Genomic DNA, 19281 nt, shown 5'->3' with positions numbered 1-19281 from the left:
TTTTCCGGCGAATTCCCTGAAGGAGGAACCTCATGACGCTTCAGTTTCCCAAGATGCCGTCCAAGCCTTTCCACTTTGGACACTTTATCGATGGCGACTGGGTTTCCGGTAAGGGGGATGTGATCGAGCGCACCAGCCCCGCGCACGGTGAGGTGGTGACCATCGTGCCAAAAGGGACTCATGAGGACGTAGAACGAGCCGCCGCCGCCGCGCGCCGTCGTTTTGAAGCCGGGGGTTGGGCGGACAAGCCTGCTTCCTATCGTGCCGCGATTATCCGCAAGGCGGCCGATATGATCCTCGACCGTCTGGACGAACTCGCACTCTGCGAAACGCTTGAGAGCGGAAAGCCATATATGCAGGCCCGTTCTGAGATCGAGGGGTCCGCGGGGCTATGGCACTATGCGGCAGGACAGGCACAGGCGCTGCACGGAGAAAGTTTTAATAATTTCGGATCGGGGTCGCTTGGTTTCGTGTTGCGTGAACCGGTCGGCGTGGTTGGCCTGATCACGCCCTGGAATTTTCCTTTCCTGATCCTCTCCGAACGTCTGCCATTCATTCTGGCTGCGGGCTGCACATGCGTGGTCAAGCCAAGCGAGCACACATCCAGCACGACGTTGATGATGGCCGGAATCCTCGCCGAAGCGGGATTGCCCGCCGGTGTGGTCAATGTCGTAACGGGATATGGCGATCCGGTGGGGCAGGCGATTGTCGAGCACAGGGACATCGACATGGTTTCCTTTACGGGGTCGACCCGTGTGGGACGCTCCGCCCTGATGGCTTCAGCCGGAAACATCAAGAAACTGGCGCTTGAACTCGGTGGCAAGAACCCGGTTATTGTGCTGCCGGATGCGGACCTCGACAAGGCCGCAGACGGGATTGTGTACGGTATCCTGTTCAATGCGGGCCAATGCTGCGTTTCGCCAAGCCGCCTGATTGTCCATAAGTCCGTTTCCGAAGATCTTGCCGCACGTGTTCAGGCGTTGATGGTAAAGGTTGTCGTCGGCGATCCGCTTGATCCCAAAACGCAGGTCGGGCCGATTGTCACCGACAGCCAGCTATCGCGTATCTGCGGCCTCGTCGATAAGGCACGTGAGGAAGGCGGAACGATCCGGCTCGGTGGTGAAGCCATAGCGCCGTCGAAAGGCTATTTCATGCAGCCGACTCTGGTCACAAATGTAAACCAGACGATGAATATAGCGCGTGAGGAAGTCTTCGGTCCGGTTCTGGCGGTTTCAACTTTCGATACCGTCGATGAAGCCGTAGCGATGGCCAACGATACCGAATATGGTTTGTCGGGTACGATCTGGTCAACGAAGCTTCACGAGAGCCTCGATCTTGTGCGCCGGGTTCGTGCTGGCCGGATCTGGGTCAACACCACGATAACGGGCGGACCGGAAATGCCGATCGGCGGCTTCAAGCAGTCGGGCCTTGGTCGTGAGACAGGTCTCTCAGGCGTCGCGGAATATACCGAAGTCAAGTCCATCATCGTCGACATGGGCGAACGGACGCCCTGGGTTCGCGGCTGATTGCGACGATCTGCGATATGGCAATCAATACCGGGAATGTGAGGCCCTTTCTGGAAAGCCTCATGCAGACCGCAATCAGGGCGGCAGATCCGGAAGAGAGTATCCGGAATAACCTTCCGGCCCGGCCTTCGGGCCGGACGGTGGTCATTGGCGCTGGCAAGGGCAGCGCTCAAATGGCTCGCGCACTGGAAAAGCATTGGTCGGGCCCGCTGAGCGGTGTGGTCGTAACCCGCTATGGATTCGGTTGCCGTACGAACCGCATCGAGATCATGGAGGCGGCGCATCCGGTACCGGATGCCGCCGGCATCGAAGCCTCGCGCCGGCTTAAGGCCGCGATCCGCGATCTGGGGCCGGACGACCTTGTCATTGCACTCATCTCGGGCGGTGGCTCCGCATTGTTGCCTGATCCGCCGGGAAAGATGAATCTTGACGACGAGATTGCGGTGAACCGCGCCTTGCTCGAATCCGGTGCCCCAATTTCGGTAATGAACACCATTCGCAAGCACCTCTCGGGTATCAAGGGCGGACGACTGGCCAGTCTTACCAAAGCGAAAGTGGTCACTTTCGTGGCTTCGGATATCCCTGGGGACCAAGCCGCCTTTGTGGCGTCCGGGCCCACGATCGCCGATTCATCGACCCGGCAGGACGCCCTGAAATATGTCGCGCAATATGGTATGACATTACCCGACAGAGCGCTGGAACATCTGAATTCACCGGCTGCGGATGCGCCGTTGCCAGATGATCCGGCATTCGCACGCAATGAAATCCATCTGGTTGCATCGGCGCGCAGATCGCTGCTGGCAGCGGCGGAACAGGCAAAGGAGGCCGGTGTTGCGGCAGTTATTCTCTCCGACAGCATAGAGGGCGAGGCAAAGGATGTGGCCGCAATGCACGCGGCAATCTCCAGAGAAGTTGTGCAGAACAACCAGCCTTTCCAGCGTCCGGTGGTCGTTCTTTCGGGAGGCGAAACGACCGTGTCGCTGCCGCCGTCACACACTGGCCGTGGCGGGCGGAATACGGAGTTTGCGCTTTCCTTTGCACTGAATATCCAGGGGCTGGACGTTCAATGTATCGCAGTGGACACCGATGGTATCGACGGTTCGGAAAACAATGCCGGAGCCTATGTGGATGGTGGCTCGGTAACGCGCATGCTTTCCGTCGGCGTTGATCCGAAACAGGTGCTTGCGAGCAAGGATAGCTGGTCGGCATTTCATGCTGTGGGTGATCTGGTCGTAACCGGCCCGACCGGTGTGAATGTCAATGATTTCCGCTGTATATTGATCTGCTAGAACGGTCCTGTTTTGACGGAACCGCCTATCGGTTTCTAAGGGCGTTATTCGTCTACGCTCGGGCGCAGCTTGTGAGCGTAGACAAGCCCCCAGCCAAGTCCAAGTGTTGCGGACGTCGCTGACCCTATGAGTACTCCCAGTTTGGCCGAGCCAAGAAGGCTCGCCTCCGTAAATGCCAACGTCGCAACAAAAATGGACATGGTGAACCCTATCCCTGCCAGCAGTCCAATCAGGCATATTCCACCCCAATTTACGTCTGACGGCAGGCGGCAAAGCTTCAGTTGAACCATCAGCCAGCTTACCAAAATGACGCCAACGGGTTTTCCCAAGACAAGGGCGGCGATTACGCCTGTCATGACCCATTGCGGCCCCTCGCTGAAAAGATCAACCTCACCGAGGCTGACACCTGCATTCGCCAGGGCGAACAACGGCACTACTCCGTAGGCGACCCACGGATGCAGGGCTGTTTCCACCCTTATGACGGGAGGCAGCATTTCGCGTTGGGCACGACGTAATTTTTTCAACTTGCCTACCACGCGATCCTTGTCCCGGTACGGCGCAAGCCCTGGAAGCTCGGAGCCAATACGCGATAGTGTCTCCAGAGGATGCTCGCGCATGAATATCGGCGTTACCGGTGTCATCAGTCCGAGCACTACACCGGCAAGTGTCGGGTGAGCGCCGGTAATCAGCAAACCGCCCCAGATCACAGCCCCGGGCACGATATAGGCATAAGCCGATCCGATACCCATGTGTTGAAGGGCCAACACCATGACAATGCCGAGCGCCGCTGTGGCAAATCCACTATAATCCAGCCCGCCGGAGTAAAAAAAGGCAATGATGAGAACGGCGACAACGTCATCAATGATTGCAAGCGCCAACAAAAAAACACGGACATTGCCCGGAATGGCTTTGCCGAGCAGTGCCAGCGCACCCAATGCAAATACAATATCCGTTGCCGTGGGTACGGCCCATCCCTGAAATCGGGGCGAAGAAACGTTCAGGCTTACATAAATGAGTGCAGGCGCTATCACGCCGCCAATGGCGGCTGCGATGGGGAGCAGGGCCTGTCGTCGATCGCTTAACGCTCCTTCGTGTATTTCCCGCCTGATTTCCATGCCTACGACGAGGAAGAATACGGTCATCAACACGTCGTTGATCCAGAAATGTAAGGGGCGATCGAAGACGAAATCACCTAAGCCGACGGAAAAGGATAGGTCCCAGAGATGATGGTAGCTTTCCGACAGTGGAGAATTGGCCCAGACGAGGGCGATAGCAGTCGCCACAAGCAAGACGATGCTGCTGACAGCCTCGATATGCATGAAATGTTCGAGAGAGGCGAAAGCGCGTTCAGTAAGAGCCTGAGCCCGGTAAATCTTTCGCCGTGGCGCGGAGGAAGCCATGGATAGCACCCTTTCCGCGCGGCGGCCCGACCACACTAAAAGACCTGCCATGTTGCAGCACACAACTGACACCCATCTAGGCGGTAACACATCAGTTCAGTATTTCCAACCATTTATCATCGATGGAACCCGCGTTTAGTCGCAGATGTTTGCGGCAGACTAACGGTTGTTGGGGAATTTTCTATAATAAAGGAGAACCGGGTTATGTCGCGCCAATCGCTGGCAGCATAGCAATATGACGTTGCGTCTTGTTCTCTATAATAGCAAAGCTCGATGAGTGGAACTCACCGAGCTTTGGTTAAGCCCCGTGCGGCAGTGAGCCTTTTCAAGGCTTGGTTAGCGCTGGCATCTCAGCGCCCCGGTATGAACGGAGGCAAGGAAGGGCAAATTTCAGTCTGGCGATTGTGAATATCGCGCAAGCGCATGAATGACCTGCTTGGCCGTAATACGACCAATCTGTACTCCGGCCTCATCCGTAATGCCCACCCAATCATGCTGGGCAAACAATGGCAGTACATCTTCGCAACGCGCATCTGCTGGAACTGTATGGTCGCAGGGTTCGAAATTGCCCTTCTCCATGATTGCACGTACGTGAATGGCACGCGCCTTGTTCACCTCACGCACAAATTCCTCGATATGCTCGTTGGCTGGTCTGAGAACGATGTCTTCCGGCTTCCCAACCTGCTGCACAACGCCATCTTTCAGAACCGCTATCCGATCTCCGATTTTAAGGGCCTCATCGAAATCATGAGTGATAAAAAGGATGGTCTTGTTAAGCGTTTTCTGAAGGGACATCAGTTCGTCCTGCATCCCGGACCGAATGAGCGGGTCGAGAGCGGAAAACGCCTCATCCATGAGCACGATATCGGTGTTCATTGCCAATGCGCGGGCTAGGCCGACCCGCTGCTGCTGTCCGCCCGAAAGCTGGTGCGGTCTTGCATTCTGGTATCCGGCCAGACCGACCGTTTCAATCCATCGATCAGCCTCTTCGCGGCGTTCTTTGCGATCTGTACCGCGTACGGCCAGACCATACGCCACATTGTCCAGTACCGACCGATGGGGAAGAAGCCCGAATTTCTGGAACACCATGGTTACCGTTTGGCGGCGCAATGCCCTCAGTTCGAGGTTACTCATCTTCAGCACATCGGTGCCATTGACGAATATCTCGCCCGCCGTCGGGTCGATAAGGCGATTTACATGCCGGATCAGGGTCGATTTTCCCGATCCCGATAGACCCATGACGACAAAAATCTCACCTCGGGCAACCTCAAGCGATACATTGTCCAGCCCGACGACATGGCCGGTTTCGGCCTGTACTTCGGTTTTGGATTTACCGTCCCGCAACAACTCCAGCGCGCGCGCGGGCGCATCGCCGAATATCTTGGTTACTCCGCGGATTTCAATGGCAATTTCCCGTTCTGCCTGTTGGTTCATCAACGTGTCTCCCCAACACCAATTCTTTTTTGCAGGCGACGGCCAAACGCCTGGGTAATGCGATCGAAGACAACGGCAAGGGCCACGATGCCCAGCCCGGCAAAAAGTCCCCGGCTGATTTCCAGCCGACCAATGCCCTGCAATACCTGATAGCCCAGGCCACCGGCGCCGATCATCGAGGCAATAACCACCATGGCCAGCGCCATCATCGTGGTCTGGTTGATGCCCGCGAGGATGGTGGGTAATGCAAGAGGTATCTGTACGCCGAAAAGCCGCTGAACCGGCGTCGTTCCAAAGGCGCGGCTGGCCTCCATGATCGCAGGATCGACGGAGCGCAATCCCAGATTGGTCAGGCGGGCAAGGGGCGGCGCTGCATAGACGATCGTGGCGATCAGGGCCGGAATCTTGCCCGGCCCGAAAATCATTACCGTCGGGATCAGATAGACAAAACTCGGCAGGGTCTGCATCAGGTCGAGTATCGGCGTGATGACCTGCCGTACCACGGACGAACGCGACATCCACACGCCGACCGGGATCGAAAGAATGAGCGTGGTGATGGTTGCTGCCAGCATCAAGGCAGTGGTCGCCATCGCATCCTGCCACAGCCCCATAATTCCGAGGAAAACCAGAGCAATGAAAACCACGAGCGGCAGTTGCCAGCGTCTGGTGGCAAGCCAGGAAACGCCGACCAGAAACAGGATTATTGCCCACCACGGTATGGCTATCAGCAAACCTTCGATCGCGTTAAGTAACAAAAGGAGCGGTCGTGCCGCCGTTTCGAAACCCTGGCCCCAATTGCTGACAACCCAGTTGAGGCCATCGTCTACAGCGCGACGCCATGGGTTGGTATCGATAAAACTTGGAAACATATGTCCAGCCTGATTTCTTATTCCCGGCAGATGCCGGATCGGAAAGGCGGTTAGAGCGGTTCCTGTTCAAATGGAAACGTGGAACCGCTCTATCTGTCTGTTCTTACGCATTTCCGGCCGCAAAACCGGTTTCCACTTTTACTGGAAATGCTCTGGAGTGCCGACCCGATTCAACCGGATCGGCACTCCAATCCCTATTCCTGCAAGCATAATCTTACCGACACTGGTTCCACTCCGGCCGGATTATACTCTTGGATTTCGCTCCTACTTCAGAGCGGCTTCGACACGTTCGGCGACATCAGGCTGAACCCATTTCTTCCAGACGGCGGATTCCGTCTTGAGAAAGTTCATTGCGGTGGCGGCCGCATCCGCTTTATTCTCGTCGCCATACACCAGCAACTTGCTGATCTCGTTGTTGGTCATGCCCACTTTCGACAGATAATCGGCAATGACGGGCGCTTCGTCCTTGATCCAGACAGCACCGCCTACGAGAGCGGGCGAAGACGGAAAAGCCGTTTTGCCCGGCTGCTTGTCGCAATGCACATCCACGTTACAGGCATAGACATCGGGATCGACCTTGCCGAGATCCAGTTGGACGGTTTCGTATTTTCCAAGGATCGCCGAGGGACCCCAATAATAGAACAGGACTGGCTCCTTACGGATGAAAGCACGTGCGACGGAAGCATCCAGCGCGCCGCCTGATCCCGGGGAAAAAAGGTTCCATTTCTCGTCCATTCCCAGGGCTTTGAACAGCGATGCATTGGCGCGCTCACAGCTCCATCCCGGCGGACAGGAGTAAAAACGTCCCTTGTCGGTCGCTTCAGGATCGGGGAAAAGGTCGGGACGTGCGATGACGTCTTCTACCTTGGCCAGTTCGGGATGTTCTTCCTGAACGTATTTGGGTATGAACCAGCCCTCCAGGGTTCCGTCACTGATCGCATCTCCGAATTTGACGGTCTTGCCTTCCGAGAGCCCTTTGTTCCAAAGCTCCAATATGGCGCCTGTCCATAATTCGGGCGCAAGGGCCGGATGTCCGCGCGTAATCATCGACGATACGCTCGGTAGTGTTTCGCCAGCGACAATCTCGACATTGCAGCCATAGCCATCGCGCAGAATTGTTGCATGGATATGTGCCAGAGCTGCCGCTGAAGGCCAGCTCATTTCAACGATATCGAACTTCTTGTCCGTGCCACAGGCGGTATCTGCCGCGCTGGCCGGAAAAGCCTGCATTACCCCGCCGACAAAGAGCGCCGCAATAAGCGGCGCCTTCCATTTCAATTGCATTGTCTACTCCTGCTTTACAGAGACGACAGGCCTGCGGTTTAGCGCAGGCCGGCCTCAACCTTCTGCGCCACGTCTGCGGGAACCCACTTCCGCCAGACATCCTGCTTGGTTTTCAGGAAATTGAGTGCCGTGGCCTTTGCATCCGCCTTGTTTTCATCCCCATAAACCAGCAATTCGCTGATCTGGGCATTCGTCAGCCCGACTTTGGAGAAATAGTCTGCAATCGTCGGGGCCTCTTCTTTTATCCAGGCGGCGGCACCGATGACGGCGGGAGATGACGGATAGGCGGTTACAGCGGGCGGGTTCTTGCAGTCGGGATTGGTGTTGCAAGCGTAGACTTCCGGCTTGCTTTCACCGAGATCGAGTTGCACGGCATCGAACTTGCCCAGGATCGCGGTAGGCCCCCAATAGTAGAAAAGAATGGGGTCCTTACGCAAAAAGGCCCGGGCGATGGAAGCATCGAGAGCGCCGCCGGAACCAGCCGAAAAGAGGTTCCATTTTTCACCCATGTTGAAAGCCTTGAACAAGGCCGTGGTCGAAAGTTCACAGGCCCAGCCCGGAGGGCATGAATAGAGGCGGCCCTTGCCCGAGCTTTCCGGGTCCGGAAAGAGGTCCGGCCGTGCGATGACATCCTGTGCCGTCTTCAGCTCCGGATTGGCCTCCTGCACATAACGGGGAATGAACCAGCCTTCCACCGTGCCGTCGGTGATGGCATCCCCGAGTTCGACGGTTTTGCCATCCTTGATGCCTTGCTCCCATGCATCTTGAATGGTGCTGGTCCAAAGCTCGGGCGCAATTGCCGGGCGACCGCGCGTAAGCATCGATGACGATGTGGGTACAGTGTCACCGGCGACAATCTCGACCGTACAGCCGAACCCCTTTTCAAGGATCGTCGCATGGATATGTGCAAGCGCGGCAGCCGAAGGCCACGTCATTTCCGCGATGTCGATCGTCCTGTCCGTGCCACAAGCGTTATCCTGAGCCAGAGCCGGCTGGGAAAAAAATGCTGCAACAGTGAGGGCGGCCCCGATAAGTGGACCTTTTCCGTATAATATCATTCTGTATATCCTCGCCCTGTTAAAGTATCGTGTGTTGGGCGTACCGAATCGACCCTGGATGGTCAACGAAAAAATATGGATAAAAAGAGATAAACCGCAAATCTAAATATAAATTATATAAAAAATATATTTTTATTTATGCCATCTATATATATGAAATAATACAGAGTTATATTCTTCCCATATCGATGATTGCATATATATACAGTTTTTTGTATTTATTATTTATTGTTACTTATATATATTTTTAAGCGCGGATTTTCCAATTGAAATAGAAGAGCGGAATTGCTCATCAAATCCTGGCGGGTCCTCCGACTTATGACCGCACGACGATCAATTCATGGGAAGATGTCGAATTCCGCAAGGCTGTGGAAGCGACGGGACGCAAGAAACTGATCATGACCGCCTTATGGACAGAAGCATGTCTGACATTTCCTGCAATCGATGCGCTGGCTGAAGGTTACGAGGTGTATGTCGTCGTCGATGCTGTCGGGGGAACGTCGGTCGCGGCGCACGATGCCGCCCTGCGCCGCATCGAGCAGGCTGGAGGAAAAATGATCAGCGTTGCGCAGCTGTTCTGTGAACTTCAGCGCGATTGGTCGCGTAGCAAAACTGTCCCGGATTTCATGAAACTTTTCATTGAGACCGGTGGCACGGCAGGCATCCAGTTCTCTTATGATCGGGGTGAATAGGCTTGTCTGAATGCAGGGCGGCAACCGGATTCTCTTCGGTTGCCGCCCTGCACGAACTTTCGGAACAGCACCTGCCTTATCTGTTTGAAGGAGAGATGCTCCGGTAAGCAAAGGAGACGATCATGAAGGAAATTCATCTCGTGGCTATTCTTTACGCAAAAGAAGGCTGTGAGGATGCCTTGCGGGCCGATCTGACAACCGTCACACGGAAGTCGGCACAGGAGGACGGTAATATACGATATGAACTGTTTGCCGACGCAAATGACAGTCGGAGGTTTGTGCTGGTCGAACAGTGGCGCGATGCAGAGGCGCAGCAGCATCACAATCATTCGGCCCATATTGCTCATTTCCATGCCCATGGCGAGAAAAATGTCGAACGTCGAGAAGCCGTTCACTTGCTCAGACACATCGTTTGATCTGGCTAAATTGCTTTTATAGCCTCGACCAGAATGGAGCGCAGCCACGTAACTGCGGGATGCGCTCCAAACGTGTTGTGTGAAAGCATATCGATCGGTGTGCCCGGCAGATGATAGGGCGCCTCGTGAAGAACGAGGCCATAAGTATCCTTGTAGGTCTCGGCGACGCTGCGCGGCACGAGCGCAATCATGTCCGTCGCCGCCACGAGGGGCGGCACGGCAAGGATAAGGGAAACGGTCGCACCGATGCGACGCGATAGCCCGGCTTCCCGCAGCAATCCTTCGAGAAAAGGCGGATTGCTGGTCACGAACGCACGTTCCAGCCCCTCATGTTCCTGCATACCAACGGCTTCCATTGCTGCGCGCCCGGACAGCAAGACATCGACATGGGGATAAAGTCCCAGGGTCTCGATCGTCAGCGGCCTGGACGCTGCGGGATGGTCCTTGCGCATGATCCAGACATTGTCGACCGATACGAGCGGCTCGCGTCTGAAGCGGCCGGGAACTCGCCCGAAAGCCCCGACAACCAGATGGAGCGTACCGCGATCCAGTTCTTCGACCAGATTGAGATCGTTAAACAGGCGGAGCCATATTCTTATGCCGGGCGCTTCCCGTTCGAGCCGTTGCAGGACGGCCGGGAACAGGGTGCCTATGTAAAAATCGGACGTGGCCACCACGAAGCTCATATCTGCGGTGGCGGGGTCGAACCGGTCAGGGGAAAGCGCAGCCGATATGTCCGCCAAAGCGGTTCGCAGCGGTTGGGACAATTCCTCGGCGCGGGGCGTTGGGTGCATACCCTTGGGGCCACGCACGAATAGCTCGTCCGACAGCATATAACGCAATTTTCCAAGCGCATGACTGACCGCCGACTGGGTGAGGTTCAGTCTCTCCCCGGCCTTCGTCACGTTCCGTTCTTCCATGAGGGCATTGAAGACCCGGATCAGATTCAGATCGATATTATGAATAGTGTTCATGGTCCTAATTATAACAAATCATTTCAATCATGGAAGGTGCGTCATCATATTAGGCCGATCAAACGCCTTTGGAATCCATGAGCCGCAGACGAAGATCCAAGGAGACAGAAAATGAAAAAGATCGTTCTTGCTGTCGCTGCGATTGCTCTCAATGCAGGCGCTGCGCTGTCCGAAAATCCGTTTGTGAGCCAGCCGGAAGCTGTGGTTGCACGGGACAGAGCATCTTTGCTGTCCGGTCAGGGCGCGCCGAAGCCGGTATTTTTTCGAGACAATCAATTCAGGAACTGCGTGTCATGAACAAGCCAGTTGTGTTGTTCCAGCGGTCGGCTGAAGAGAAGCCGGCAGAAACAGCCAAGGTAGCCAAAAGGCCCCGCCGCCGCGCCTATCTCACTCTCGCTCGCGCATCGGTGATCGTCGCCGGGATCGGCCTTGCCATTGTCGTCCCGCTCGGCTGGGGCAACTGGGTGGCGGGTATGACCAACCAGACCACCGACAATGCCTATCTGCGCGCCGATACAACACCTGTCAGCGCTGAAGTTGGCGGGCGTATCGTGCGGTTGCTCGTGGAGGACTACCAGCAGGTCAAGGCCGGACAGTTGTTGATGGAGATCGACCCGGTTCAATATCAGGCACGGGTGGATCAGGCCACGGCAGCCGTCTCCGCCGCACAGGCGGCGATCCGCAATACGCAGAGCAATATCGTCTTGCAGCAGCGCATGATCGAACAGGCCGAAGCCGGGTTGGCCGCGCTCAACGCCGACAGGGAGCGCATCGTCAGCGAAGGCCAGCGTCAGACATCGCTGACGAAAGACGGCTGGTCGACGGCGCAAAAGCTTGAGGCGGCGATTGCAGATGTCAAACGCATCGAAGCCAGGATTGCCGAACAGCAGGCCGAAATAGCAGCCCAGCGTCAGAAACTGGACGTTCTGGCCACCCAGTCGGATCAGGCAAAGGCAGAGCTGTCCAGCCAGCAGGCTACGTTGAAGCTCGCGCAGATCGATCTGGATCGCACACACATAACGGCGCCGATCGACGGCGTCGTAGGTGTGAGCGGCGCGCGCGAGGGACAATATGTACGAGCCGGAGCGCAACTCGTTTCCGTCGTGCCGATATCGAAACTTTATGTGGTCGCCAATTTCAAGGAAACGCAGTTGGCCAAATTCCGTCCCGGGCAGGTCGTGAGCGTTACGGTCGACACATTCCCAGGCAAGGAATTGCAGGGGTATGTGGAGCGTCTGTCGCCCGCAACCGGATCGGAGTTCAGTCTTCTGCCGCCGGATAACGCCACGGGCAACTTCACAAAAGTGGCCCAGCGTGTGGGCGTGCGCATTGCGCTTGAGCAGAACAGCGAACTTGAAGGTCGGCTGCGGCCGGGAATGTCCGTCGTGGCGACCGTGCATACCGATCGACATATCGAGACAACAGCCAGCCTGATCGAGTAGCCGGGGCATTTCCGGCGAAGGCGAGAAGCTGCGTTTCATTCGGGAATATACGAGAAAACAAATAGATGGAGCGGTTCCGTCAGGACCTCTCTGCATCGGGCCGCCCGTCCTCGCGATCATGTTCGGGGAGGGCGGCAGGAGCTGGAAAGCCATGTCTACCGCTGCCACCGTTCAAGGTGCTTCTCAACCGAAGCCCGCAAGTCTACCGGATATGCGGGCGCTGATCGGCATTGTTGCCGTTTTGCTTGGCACCGTAACATCGCTACTGAATTCTCGCCTCACCGATATCGGGCTTGCTGATATTCGCGGGGCGCTGGGCGTCGGCATGGACGAAGCGAGTTGGCTGACAACGGCTTATGTGGTTGCCGAAGTGGCGGCTATACCGTCTGCCGTATGGCTGCGCTCCATCCTCTCGCCTGCCCGCGGCGTCATGATCGGCGCGCTCATCTTCACGATTGCATCGATGGCAGCGCCCTTCAGTTCCAATCTTCAGGTGTTGATCAGCATCCAGGCAATACGCGGCCTCAGCGCAGGTGTCCTGATACCCATGGCCTATGCAGTCGTCATGCGTCATCTGCCACAGCACTTACGGCTTTACGGCCTGTCCCTCTACGCGCTGGCTTCGTCGCTCACGCCTAGTCTTGCCGTCGGCATCGAAGGTTGGGTGATCACCCACCTTTCATGGGAATATCTGTTCTGGATCAATATCATTCCCGGTAGTCTTACCCTGCTGGCGGGTGCCTATGGCCTTGCGAATGATCCCATCAAGTTTCTGCGGTTTCGCAGGCATGACGGGTTCGGGTTGCTGGCGCTGTCTTTCGGGCTCGCCGCACTGGTGACGGCGCTCGATCAGGGTAATCGTCTCGACTGGCTGGGATCGGGATTGATTGTCGGGCTGACGGCATCTGCCCTGTTGCTGCTGGGCGTCTACATCGTTCATTCATTGATGCACCCCGATCCCGTGGTCAGTCTTCGCCTGATTGCCAGACGCAACATAGGCTTAAGCCTCTTTCTGATGTTCACCATGCGCATCGGCTTGATGACTTCCGCTTATCTGCTGCCGCAATATCTCATCAGGATTCAGGGGTATCGCGCGCTGGAGAGCGGCACGATGTTCTGGGTTTCGGCTCTGCCGCAGATCGTTCTGACGCCATTGGTCGCCTGGCTCGCATACAGGATAGATCCCCGCAGTCTGGCGGCTTTCGGGCTGATGCTGTTCGGTGCGGGCGTTCTGATGCTGTCCAATCTCACGCATCTGTGGACGTCGGATCAGATATTGCCCTCGCTGTTCGTGCAGTCTATCGCCGCGCCATTTGCTGCTGTGCCGTTAATGGTGCTGATAACGGAAGATATCAGCATTCGAGAAATACAGTGGATCGCTTCCCTGGTTCATATCGTCCGCACCGTCGGCACAGCTATCGGCCTTGCCGTGGTGAGTACCTTTTCCCGTATGCAGGAGCAGTTGCACTCTAATCTGCTTGGCCTTCATCTGGAGCGAGGTGCGGCGGATGTGCAATACCGTATTGAAAGTCTGGCTGCCGCGCTGGACGCGCATAACAGTGACCAGGCTATCGCGACCGCCAGGGCAACGGCCATCCTGGCCAGAACCGTTCAGCAGGAGGCTTTTGTGCTGGCTTACAGTGATATGTTCGCAGCGATTGGCCTAGTCGTCATACTGGCCGCGCTCGTGACGCTTTTCATGCGTCGCCCGCTTCTCCCGGGGAAGTTTCTCTAACGTCCAGAGCCAATCGCCGCGTTCCGAAGGGATATGGCGATCGGCCCAGACTCAATTGAGACATTCGTTCGCGTCCGAAACCTAATCTGGTTTGGATCCTGATGTGAACATGATCCTGTGCCGCAGTCACCAGCCTGGCACAGAATCCGCGACAAATCCATAGCCGGGAACGAGCCGGAACCTTCTTCATCGAGACTGCCGGCAGTGCTCTCAGCCAGGCTAATATCCCTGTGATCAAGCCTGTTTGAGAGCAGTTTGTATCGACGGTTTTTGTTTAAAAAAACGATTCATATGATGAAGGTCAATCTAAATTTTTCAGATGGACGATATGTCATCGAACGGCAGTTTACGTCAATGGAACCTATTAACCAATTGATATAACGAAAATTTATGGAGTGATTGGAAGTTCGTAAGAAGAAGTGGCTTCCGAAAATTTTGATGAAACGTTTTATTGACAGGTCTCTCTTCGGCTTTTATGTTCATTCCGTGGCTGGCAGTCGCAGGGAGTTTCTCACCGGATAACGGTGTTGAAGCGGCTGCGCAGCCTGCACAATGGGAGGAGAAAAATATGTCATTGCGTTACGGTCGCCTTTTGGGCGGCGTCCTGCTTGCGTCCACAGCATTTACGGGGGCAGCATCCGCGGCTTGTGAGCTCAAGATCGGCTCTCCGTCTGTTCTGTCGGGGCCTGCGGCCCAATGGGGCATAGCGCTCCGCGACGCTGTCAATTTCGTCGCCAAGGAAACAACCGACGAGAAGCGTCTGGTTATCGACGGCACACCGTGTTCGGTGTCCACTGTCGTGATCGATTCCAAATATACCGCTGAAGGTGCGGCGTCGGCCATGAGCCAGCTTGCCGCCCAGGGCATCAAGGTCATTGTCGGCAGCGTCGGCTCGCCGGAAGTGACGGGTATGAAACCGGTCGCGACGCGCAACCGCATGGTCGCAATGGTCGATAGTTTCGCCAAGAATGCCATCGGCCCGCAGTGGCCGACCATTTTCCATATCGGTCCCGGACCCTCTGGTTGGGCCGGACCGATCATCGATGCCGGGCGTGAGCGCTTCAAGTTCGACAGCGTGGTGATTGTCGCGCCGAACGATCAGGGCGGTACGGATGTCGCCAGCGTGAACGGGCAGGTGTTCAAGGAAAAGGGCGTCAAGGTCTCCGAAGAATATTATCAGCGGGGAACCACCAATTTCGCACCGATCGTTACGCGTATCATGAATGCCAATCCCGGCGCGTTGGACCTTGCCTCGTCGCCTGCTGGCGATGCCGGCATCATCGTCAAGCAATTGCGTCAGGCGGGTTTTGAAGGACCGATCTTCCGTCTCGGCGGTCCCGGCTTTGACGAAATCGCCCGTGTTGCAGGCGGCGTTGACGTACTGAAGGATTTCCTCTGGTACGAGCCGATCTACATGGACGACAACATGCGTGCCCTGGAAGACAAGTATAAGAAGCTGATGGGTTCACCACGCCCTGAAAACAGCGACTTCTTCCGTTGGGTGTTTGCGGCACGCATGATGGTCAAGGCCGTCCAGGCCGCCGGGACGGTTGACGATTCCGAAAAGATTGCCGCCGAAATGCGCAAGCTGCCGGTTGAGGACGAAAATATCGGCAAGGGTCACTGGATCGGTCAGGCCTTCTTCGGCATCAATCAGGAAATGTCTTATCCGTTCGCCATCGGCATCGTCCAGGGCGGCAAGCAGCAGCCTTTGCTGCGGGCCGACGCAGTCAGCGAAAAGTAAGGCGTCGTATCATGGAAAGCTTCATCACGACGGGGCTGATTGGTATCAGTCTCGGGTCACAATATACTTTGCTTGCGCTCGGGTTCACGCTGATTTTCGGTATCCTCGGCGTGGTGAATTTCGCTCATGGCGGCTTCTATGTAATGGGCGGCTACGTCGCCTATTACTGCACCGCGATGCTCGGTCTGCCTTATCCCGTGGCGGTGCTTATCGCATTCGCCGCCACGGCTGCACTTGGCTGGCTGTTCGAAGCGATCATTCTTGAAAGGGTGATCGAGGACCATCAGGCAACCCTCATGGTCACAATGGGCTTCTATCTTGTCCTCGCCACCGGAATCCTGATGATTTTTGGGGCTGAATCGCCGCAGTTTTCCTTCCCGGTTACGGGTGTCTGGCGGTTGGGCGGCATCTATTTCCCCTATGCCAACATGATCGTGCTTGTTGCCTGCCTCGTGGCCATAGCGTTGGTTTATTGGTTGATTTATCGCACGAATGTCGGGCGTGGCATGAGGGCAATGGCCGAGGATCGCGCCGTGGCCAGTGCGCTTGGCATGCGCACCAAGGCGCTGTTTCCCTTCGCTTTCGCTCTCGCCACTGGCCTTGCCGGGGTAACAGGTGCGCTTGTCACCCCCATCCTGTCGCTTGCGCCGCATGTCGGTGACGCAACGCTCGCCTATTCGTTCATTACCGTCATTCTGGGCGGTCTGGGAAGCGTCACCGGCGCCACCGTCGCCGCTTTCGTCGTCGGCATGATCGAAGCCTATGCCGCCGTCTATCTGGGCGGCTCCAAAGGGGCGCTCACGCTTTTTGCAATTGTCTTGATCACGCTTGTGGTCCGTCCACAGGGACTTTTCGGCAAGGAGGTTCGTCGTTCATGAACCGCGCCACAGTTTCTCCGGGCGTCGCCGTTCGACGCCAACCTTTCTTCAGCATTCCCGACTGGATTGCGCTGGTACTGGTGCTTCTGTCCTTTATCATACCGCTGGTCAGCACCAATCCGCAGATCCTGTCGCAAACCAACCTGATCCTGATCGCCGCCACGGCAGCGCTCGGCGTCTATATCATGCAGCGGCTCGACCTGATGAGCTTCGCCGTGCCTGCTTTCATGGCTGTCGGCGGCTATACGGTTGCGGTTCTCAGCCTGCGTCTGGGCATCACCGACATCTTCATCCTGTCGGCTGCGGCCTTTCTGGTGCCGGTCCTGTGCGCGATCCCGCTCGGTTCGCTCATCCTGCGGCTCAAGGGCGTCTATTTCGTGCTTGTCACCTTCGTGCTGACCGAAATCGTTCAGCTCGTGCTTTTCGAGGCCGAACCGCTGACCGGCGGAGCCAACGGACTGGTCGGCATGCCGCCGGTGACGCTGTTCGGCATGGACCTGTGGGACAATTCCCATGTCCTGCTCACCACCTGCGCGCTTGCCTTCACGGGCTTCCTGATCACGGCGGCCTTCACGCGCTGGTTCCGCTATGAATTCGCATCCATCGAGACCAATGACGTGCTGGCCGAAAGCCTCGGTCTGCCGGTCTGGAAATACAAGGCCATGGCGTTCTGCGTTGCGGCTGGCGTGTCAGGTTTCGCGGGCTTTGCGCTGGTCAATATGCTCCTGACCGCACACCCGACGTCCTTCGCGCCGATGTCGTCGGTCACCTACATCACCTACACGATCGTCGGCGGCAAGCGGAACATTCTGGGCTCGCTGGTGGGCGCAATCGTGCTGGTCTATGCGACCAATTATTTCGCACTGTCCGGCGAAATATCGCCTGGCCTCTTCGGCCTGCTGATCATTGTCGTGACGCTGGTTGCGCGTGGCGGTCTGGTTGGTATCGCGATCACGCTCATCAAGCGCCTGCGCGGCACGGATGAAGGCAAGGCCCGGACAGTGACTGCCCATGACGGCAATCTCGCAACTGGGGAGAATGGCCGATGAACGGGAATTCAACAGGCACCCTGAAGGCCGATCGCATCTCCAAGGCGTTTGGCGGTCTGAAAGTCTTCAACGATGTCAGCTTCACCTTGCCGGCCGGCGGACTTCTCGGCGTGATCGGGCCGAACGGCGCGGGCAAGACGACGATGATCAACATCATTTCGGGCCGGCTGAAGCCAAGCTCGGGCCGGGTTCTCCTTGGCGATACGCAGATCGACGGCAAGCCGGTCTATGAAAATGCCAGCCGGGGGCTGGTGCGCAGCTTCCAGCAGACGGCGACCTTCACCGGTTATACCGTCGAGGACAATCTTCTTTCCGCGCTTCGCTTTTCCGGGAAGGGGCGTGCGGTGCTCGAACAACTGTCGCCGCTTCTTGACCAGTTTGGCCTTGCCGAAAACTGGACCCGCAGTGCGGAAATCCTTCCCTATGGGCTTCAGAAGATGCTGGGCCTTACCATGGCGTTGGCAACGCAGCCCAAGATATTGCTGCTCGATGAACCGGCGGCGGGTCTGGAAAAATCCGAACGCGTCAACATCGATACCTATGTGCGTTTTGCGCAGGAATCCTTTGGTTGCGGCGTGCTGCTGGTCGAACACGACATGGAACTGATCAAGCGGCTGTGCCCGTCGATCATCGTTCTGGACGGTGGACGGTTGATTGCCGAAGGCAAGCCGGAAACGGTGCTCGCCAATCCCGATGTGATCAATGCCTATCTGGGCGGCAGCGACGAGGAGGACGACGATGCTCAGCATTCGTGACCTGCACGTAACCTATGGCGGTACGCGCGCCTTGTCCGGCGTCGATATCGATGTCGCGCCGGGTGAGACGGTCCTTCTCATTGGCGCAAACGGAGCAGGCAAGTCCAGTCTGATCAATGCCGTTATCGGACTCGTCCGCGCGGCGCGTGGCCAGATCACCTTCGATGGCCACAATATTTCCGGCCTTTCCAGCGATGCGCGGGCAAGGCTTGGCATCGGCTACTCCCCGGAGGGGCGGCGCGTTTTCCCGACCATGAGCGTCAAGGACAATGTGCTGTCGGGCGCAGGCTCGCTCGGTTCGCGCGATCAGGCGAAAGCATGGGACAAGCTGGTGGCGAGTTTTCCTTTTCTCGCCGAGCGTCAGGCGCAGCCCGCCGGCCAGCTTTCGGGCGGCCAGCAACAGCTTGTGGCCATCGCCAGAGCCATGTGCGGCGGGCCGAAGCTTCTGCTTCTCGACGAACCGTTTCTGGGGCTTGCCCCGGTCTGGATCCAGCAGATTTCGACCGCCGTGCGTCAGATGCAGGACGACGGTATCGCCGTGCTGATGACCGAGCAGATGGCGCGGCCCGCGCTGAAGCTTGCCCATAGCGGCCACATCATGCGCGGCGGTCTGATCCGCCGCTCGGGAACAACCAATGAAATCAAGGGAGCGGCTCTGGCAGAGGAATATCTCTGATCCGTCCGGCCTTTATCTGAGCCGCATGATCCCGCCCGAAGCGCCTTGCGCCGTTTCGGG

The 19281-nt window shown here is 57.0% G+C and carries 17 protein-coding genes and 1 pseudogene; 12 read left to right on the top strand and 6 right to left on the bottom strand.

Annotated features, from left to right (window positions below; translation table 11 throughout):
* The first annotated feature begins 32 nt into the window (after positions 1-32).
* Positions 33-1526, top strand: coding sequence for an aldehyde dehydrogenase family protein (locus tag FHS76_RS09075; protein ID WP_183651052.1), 1494 nt, complete (start codon positions 33-35; stop codon positions 1524-1526).
* Positions 1527-1543: 17 nt separating this feature from the next.
* Positions 1544-2815 carry a glycerate kinase type-2 family protein gene (locus FHS76_RS09070; protein ID WP_183651050.1) on the top strand — a complete coding sequence of 424 codons (1272 nt, stop codon included), beginning with the start codon at positions 1544-1546 and terminating at the stop codon, positions 2813-2815.
* Positions 2816-2859: 44 nt separating this feature from the next.
* Here the strand turns inward: FHS76_RS09070 and nhaA are convergent, their stop codons facing one another.
* The 5 genes from nhaA to FHS76_RS09045 form a co-directional block, all read right to left on the bottom strand.
* On the bottom strand, positions 2860-4215 hold the full coding sequence (gene nhaA / locus FHS76_RS09065; RefSeq protein ID WP_183651048.1) for a Na+/H+ antiporter NhaA: 1356 nt from the start codon (positions 4213-4215) through the stop codon (positions 2860-2862).
* 390 nt (positions 4216-4605) lie between these two features.
* Positions 4606-5649 (bottom strand): quaternary amine ABC transporter ATP-binding protein, encoded by a 1044-nt coding sequence (locus FHS76_RS09060; protein ID WP_183651045.1) that lies wholly within the window; start codon positions 5647-5649, stop codon positions 4606-4608.
* Positions 5649-6518 carry an ABC transporter permease gene (locus FHS76_RS09055; RefSeq protein WP_183651042.1) on the bottom strand — a complete coding sequence of 290 codons (870 nt, stop codon included), beginning with the start codon at positions 6516-6518 and terminating at the stop codon, positions 5649-5651. Before FHS76_RS09055 ends, FHS76_RS09060 begins: the two co-directional genes overlap by 1 nt.
* A 264-nt stretch (positions 6519-6782) precedes the next feature.
* Positions 6783-7802, bottom strand: a complete 1020-nt coding sequence (locus FHS76_RS09050; protein ID WP_183651038.1) for a glycine betaine ABC transporter substrate-binding protein — start codon at positions 7800-7802, stop codon at positions 6783-6785.
* Positions 7803-7840: 38 nt separating this feature from the next.
* A complete protein-coding gene (locus tag FHS76_RS09045) occupies positions 7841-8860 on the bottom strand; it encodes an ABC transporter substrate-binding protein (RefSeq protein ID WP_210306054.1) in 1020 nt (339 codons plus the stop codon).
* A gap of 299 nt (positions 8861-9159) precedes the next feature.
* Here FHS76_RS09045 and FHS76_RS09040 point away from each other — a divergent pair.
* Both FHS76_RS09040 and FHS76_RS09035 read left to right on the top strand, forming a co-directional pair.
* Positions 9160-9552: pseudogene (locus FHS76_RS09040) on the top strand (isochorismatase family protein); the annotation flags it as partial.
* 122 nt (positions 9553-9674) lie between these two features.
* A complete protein-coding gene (locus FHS76_RS09035; RefSeq protein WP_183651035.1) occupies positions 9675-9968 on the top strand; it encodes a putative quinol monooxygenase in 294 nt (97 codons plus the stop codon).
* Positions 9969-9973: 5 nt separating this feature from the next.
* On the opposite strand, the gene FHS76_RS09030 is transcribed toward FHS76_RS09035, so the two are convergent.
* Complete coding sequence (locus FHS76_RS09030; protein WP_183651032.1) at positions 9974-10942, bottom strand: LysR substrate-binding domain-containing protein; 969 nt, start codon at positions 10940-10942, stop codon at positions 9974-9976.
* 111 nt (positions 10943-11053) lie between these two features.
* Here FHS76_RS09030 and FHS76_RS09025 point away from each other — a divergent pair, with 111 nt between their 5' ends.
* From FHS76_RS09025 to FHS76_RS08990, 8 genes are all read left to right on the top strand, one after another.
* Positions 11054-11239, top strand: a complete 186-nt coding sequence (locus FHS76_RS09025; protein ID WP_183651029.1) for a hypothetical protein — start codon at positions 11054-11056, stop codon at positions 11237-11239.
* On the top strand, positions 11236-12384 hold the full coding sequence (locus FHS76_RS09020) for an HlyD family secretion protein (RefSeq protein ID WP_183651026.1): 1149 nt from the start codon (positions 11236-11238) through the stop codon (positions 12382-12384). Before FHS76_RS09025 ends, FHS76_RS09020 begins: the two co-directional genes overlap by 4 nt.
* Before the next feature lie 151 nt (positions 12385-12535).
* Entirely contained in the window at positions 12536-14119 is a 1584-nt protein-coding gene (locus FHS76_RS09015) for a DHA2 family efflux MFS transporter permease subunit (protein WP_183651023.1), read from the top strand.
* A gap of 568 nt (positions 14120-14687) precedes the next feature.
* Complete coding sequence (locus tag FHS76_RS09010; RefSeq protein WP_183651020.1) at positions 14688-15863, top strand: ABC transporter substrate-binding protein; 1176 nt, start codon at positions 14688-14690, stop codon at positions 15861-15863.
* 11 nt (positions 15864-15874) lie between these two features.
* On the top strand, positions 15875-16741 hold the full coding sequence (locus FHS76_RS09005) for a branched-chain amino acid ABC transporter permease (RefSeq protein ID WP_183651018.1): 867 nt from the start codon (positions 15875-15877) through the stop codon (positions 16739-16741).
* A complete protein-coding gene (locus FHS76_RS09000) occupies positions 16738-17790 on the top strand; it encodes a branched-chain amino acid ABC transporter permease (protein WP_183651015.1) in 1053 nt (350 codons plus the stop codon). The genes FHS76_RS09005 and FHS76_RS09000 overlap by 4 nt, the downstream gene beginning before the upstream one ends.
* On the top strand, positions 17787-18545 hold the full coding sequence (locus FHS76_RS08995) for an ABC transporter ATP-binding protein (RefSeq protein ID WP_183651012.1): 759 nt from the start codon (positions 17787-17789) through the stop codon (positions 18543-18545). The genes FHS76_RS09000 and FHS76_RS08995 overlap by 4 nt, the downstream gene beginning before the upstream one ends.
* Entirely contained in the window at positions 18529-19221 is a 693-nt protein-coding gene (locus FHS76_RS08990; RefSeq protein ID WP_183651010.1) for an ABC transporter ATP-binding protein, read from the top strand. Before FHS76_RS08995 ends, FHS76_RS08990 begins: the two co-directional genes overlap by 17 nt.
* Positions 19222-19281 lie beyond the last annotated feature (60 nt).

This window comes from Brucella daejeonensis, from assembly GCF_014199265.1.
GTDB lineage: Bacteria > Pseudomonadota > Alphaproteobacteria > Rhizobiales > Rhizobiaceae > Brucella > Brucella daejeonensis.
This window is presented reverse-complemented; position numbering and strand designations above follow the sequence as displayed.

Bases quoted from the DNA above. Each gene is read 5' to 3' on its own strand.
- FHS76_RS09075 (WP_183651052.1), top strand. From the start codon at position 33: ATGACGCTTCAGTTTCCCAAGATGCCGTCCAAGCCTTTCCACTTTGGA.
- FHS76_RS09070 (WP_183651050.1), top strand. From the start codon at position 1,544: ATGGCAATCAATACCGGGAATGTGAGGCCCTTTCTGGAAAGCCTCATG.
- nhaA (WP_183651048.1), bottom strand. From the start codon at position 4,215: ATGGCTTCCTCCGCGCCACGGCGAAAGATTTACCGGGCTCAGGCTCTT.
- FHS76_RS09060 (WP_183651045.1), bottom strand. From the start codon at position 5,649: ATGAACCAACAGGCAGAACGGGAAATTGCCATTGAAATCCGCGGAGTA.
- FHS76_RS09055 (WP_183651042.1), bottom strand. From the start codon at position 6,518: ATGTTTCCAAGTTTTATCGATACCAACCCATGGCGTCGCGCTGTAGAC.
- FHS76_RS09050 (WP_183651038.1), bottom strand. From the start codon at position 7,802: ATGCAATTGAAATGGAAGGCGCCGCTTATTGCGGCGCTCTTTGTCGGC.
- FHS76_RS09045 (WP_210306054.1), bottom strand. From the start codon at position 8,860: ATGATATTATACGGAAAAGGTCCACTTATCGGGGCCGCCCTCACTGTT.
- FHS76_RS09035 (WP_183651035.1), top strand. From the start codon at position 9,675: ATGAAGGAAATTCATCTCGTGGCTATTCTTTACGCAAAAGAAGGCTGT.
- FHS76_RS09030 (WP_183651032.1), bottom strand. From the start codon at position 10,942: ATGAACACTATTCATAATATCGATCTGAATCTGATCCGGGTCTTCAAT.
- FHS76_RS09025 (WP_183651029.1), top strand. From the start codon at position 11,054: ATGAAAAAGATCGTTCTTGCTGTCGCTGCGATTGCTCTCAATGCAGGC.
- FHS76_RS09020 (WP_183651026.1), top strand. From the start codon at position 11,236: ATGAACAAGCCAGTTGTGTTGTTCCAGCGGTCGGCTGAAGAGAAGCCG.
- FHS76_RS09015 (WP_183651023.1), top strand. From the start codon at position 12,536: ATGTCTACCGCTGCCACCGTTCAAGGTGCTTCTCAACCGAAGCCCGCA.
- FHS76_RS09010 (WP_183651020.1), top strand. From the start codon at position 14,688: ATGTCATTGCGTTACGGTCGCCTTTTGGGCGGCGTCCTGCTTGCGTCC.
- FHS76_RS09005 (WP_183651018.1), top strand. From the start codon at position 15,875: ATGGAAAGCTTCATCACGACGGGGCTGATTGGTATCAGTCTCGGGTCA.
- FHS76_RS09000 (WP_183651015.1), top strand. From the start codon at position 16,738: ATGAACCGCGCCACAGTTTCTCCGGGCGTCGCCGTTCGACGCCAACCT.
- FHS76_RS08995 (WP_183651012.1), top strand. From the start codon at position 17,787: ATGAACGGGAATTCAACAGGCACCCTGAAGGCCGATCGCATCTCCAAG.
- FHS76_RS08990 (WP_183651010.1), top strand. From the start codon at position 18,529: ATGCTCAGCATTCGTGACCTGCACGTAACCTATGGCGGTACGCGCGCC.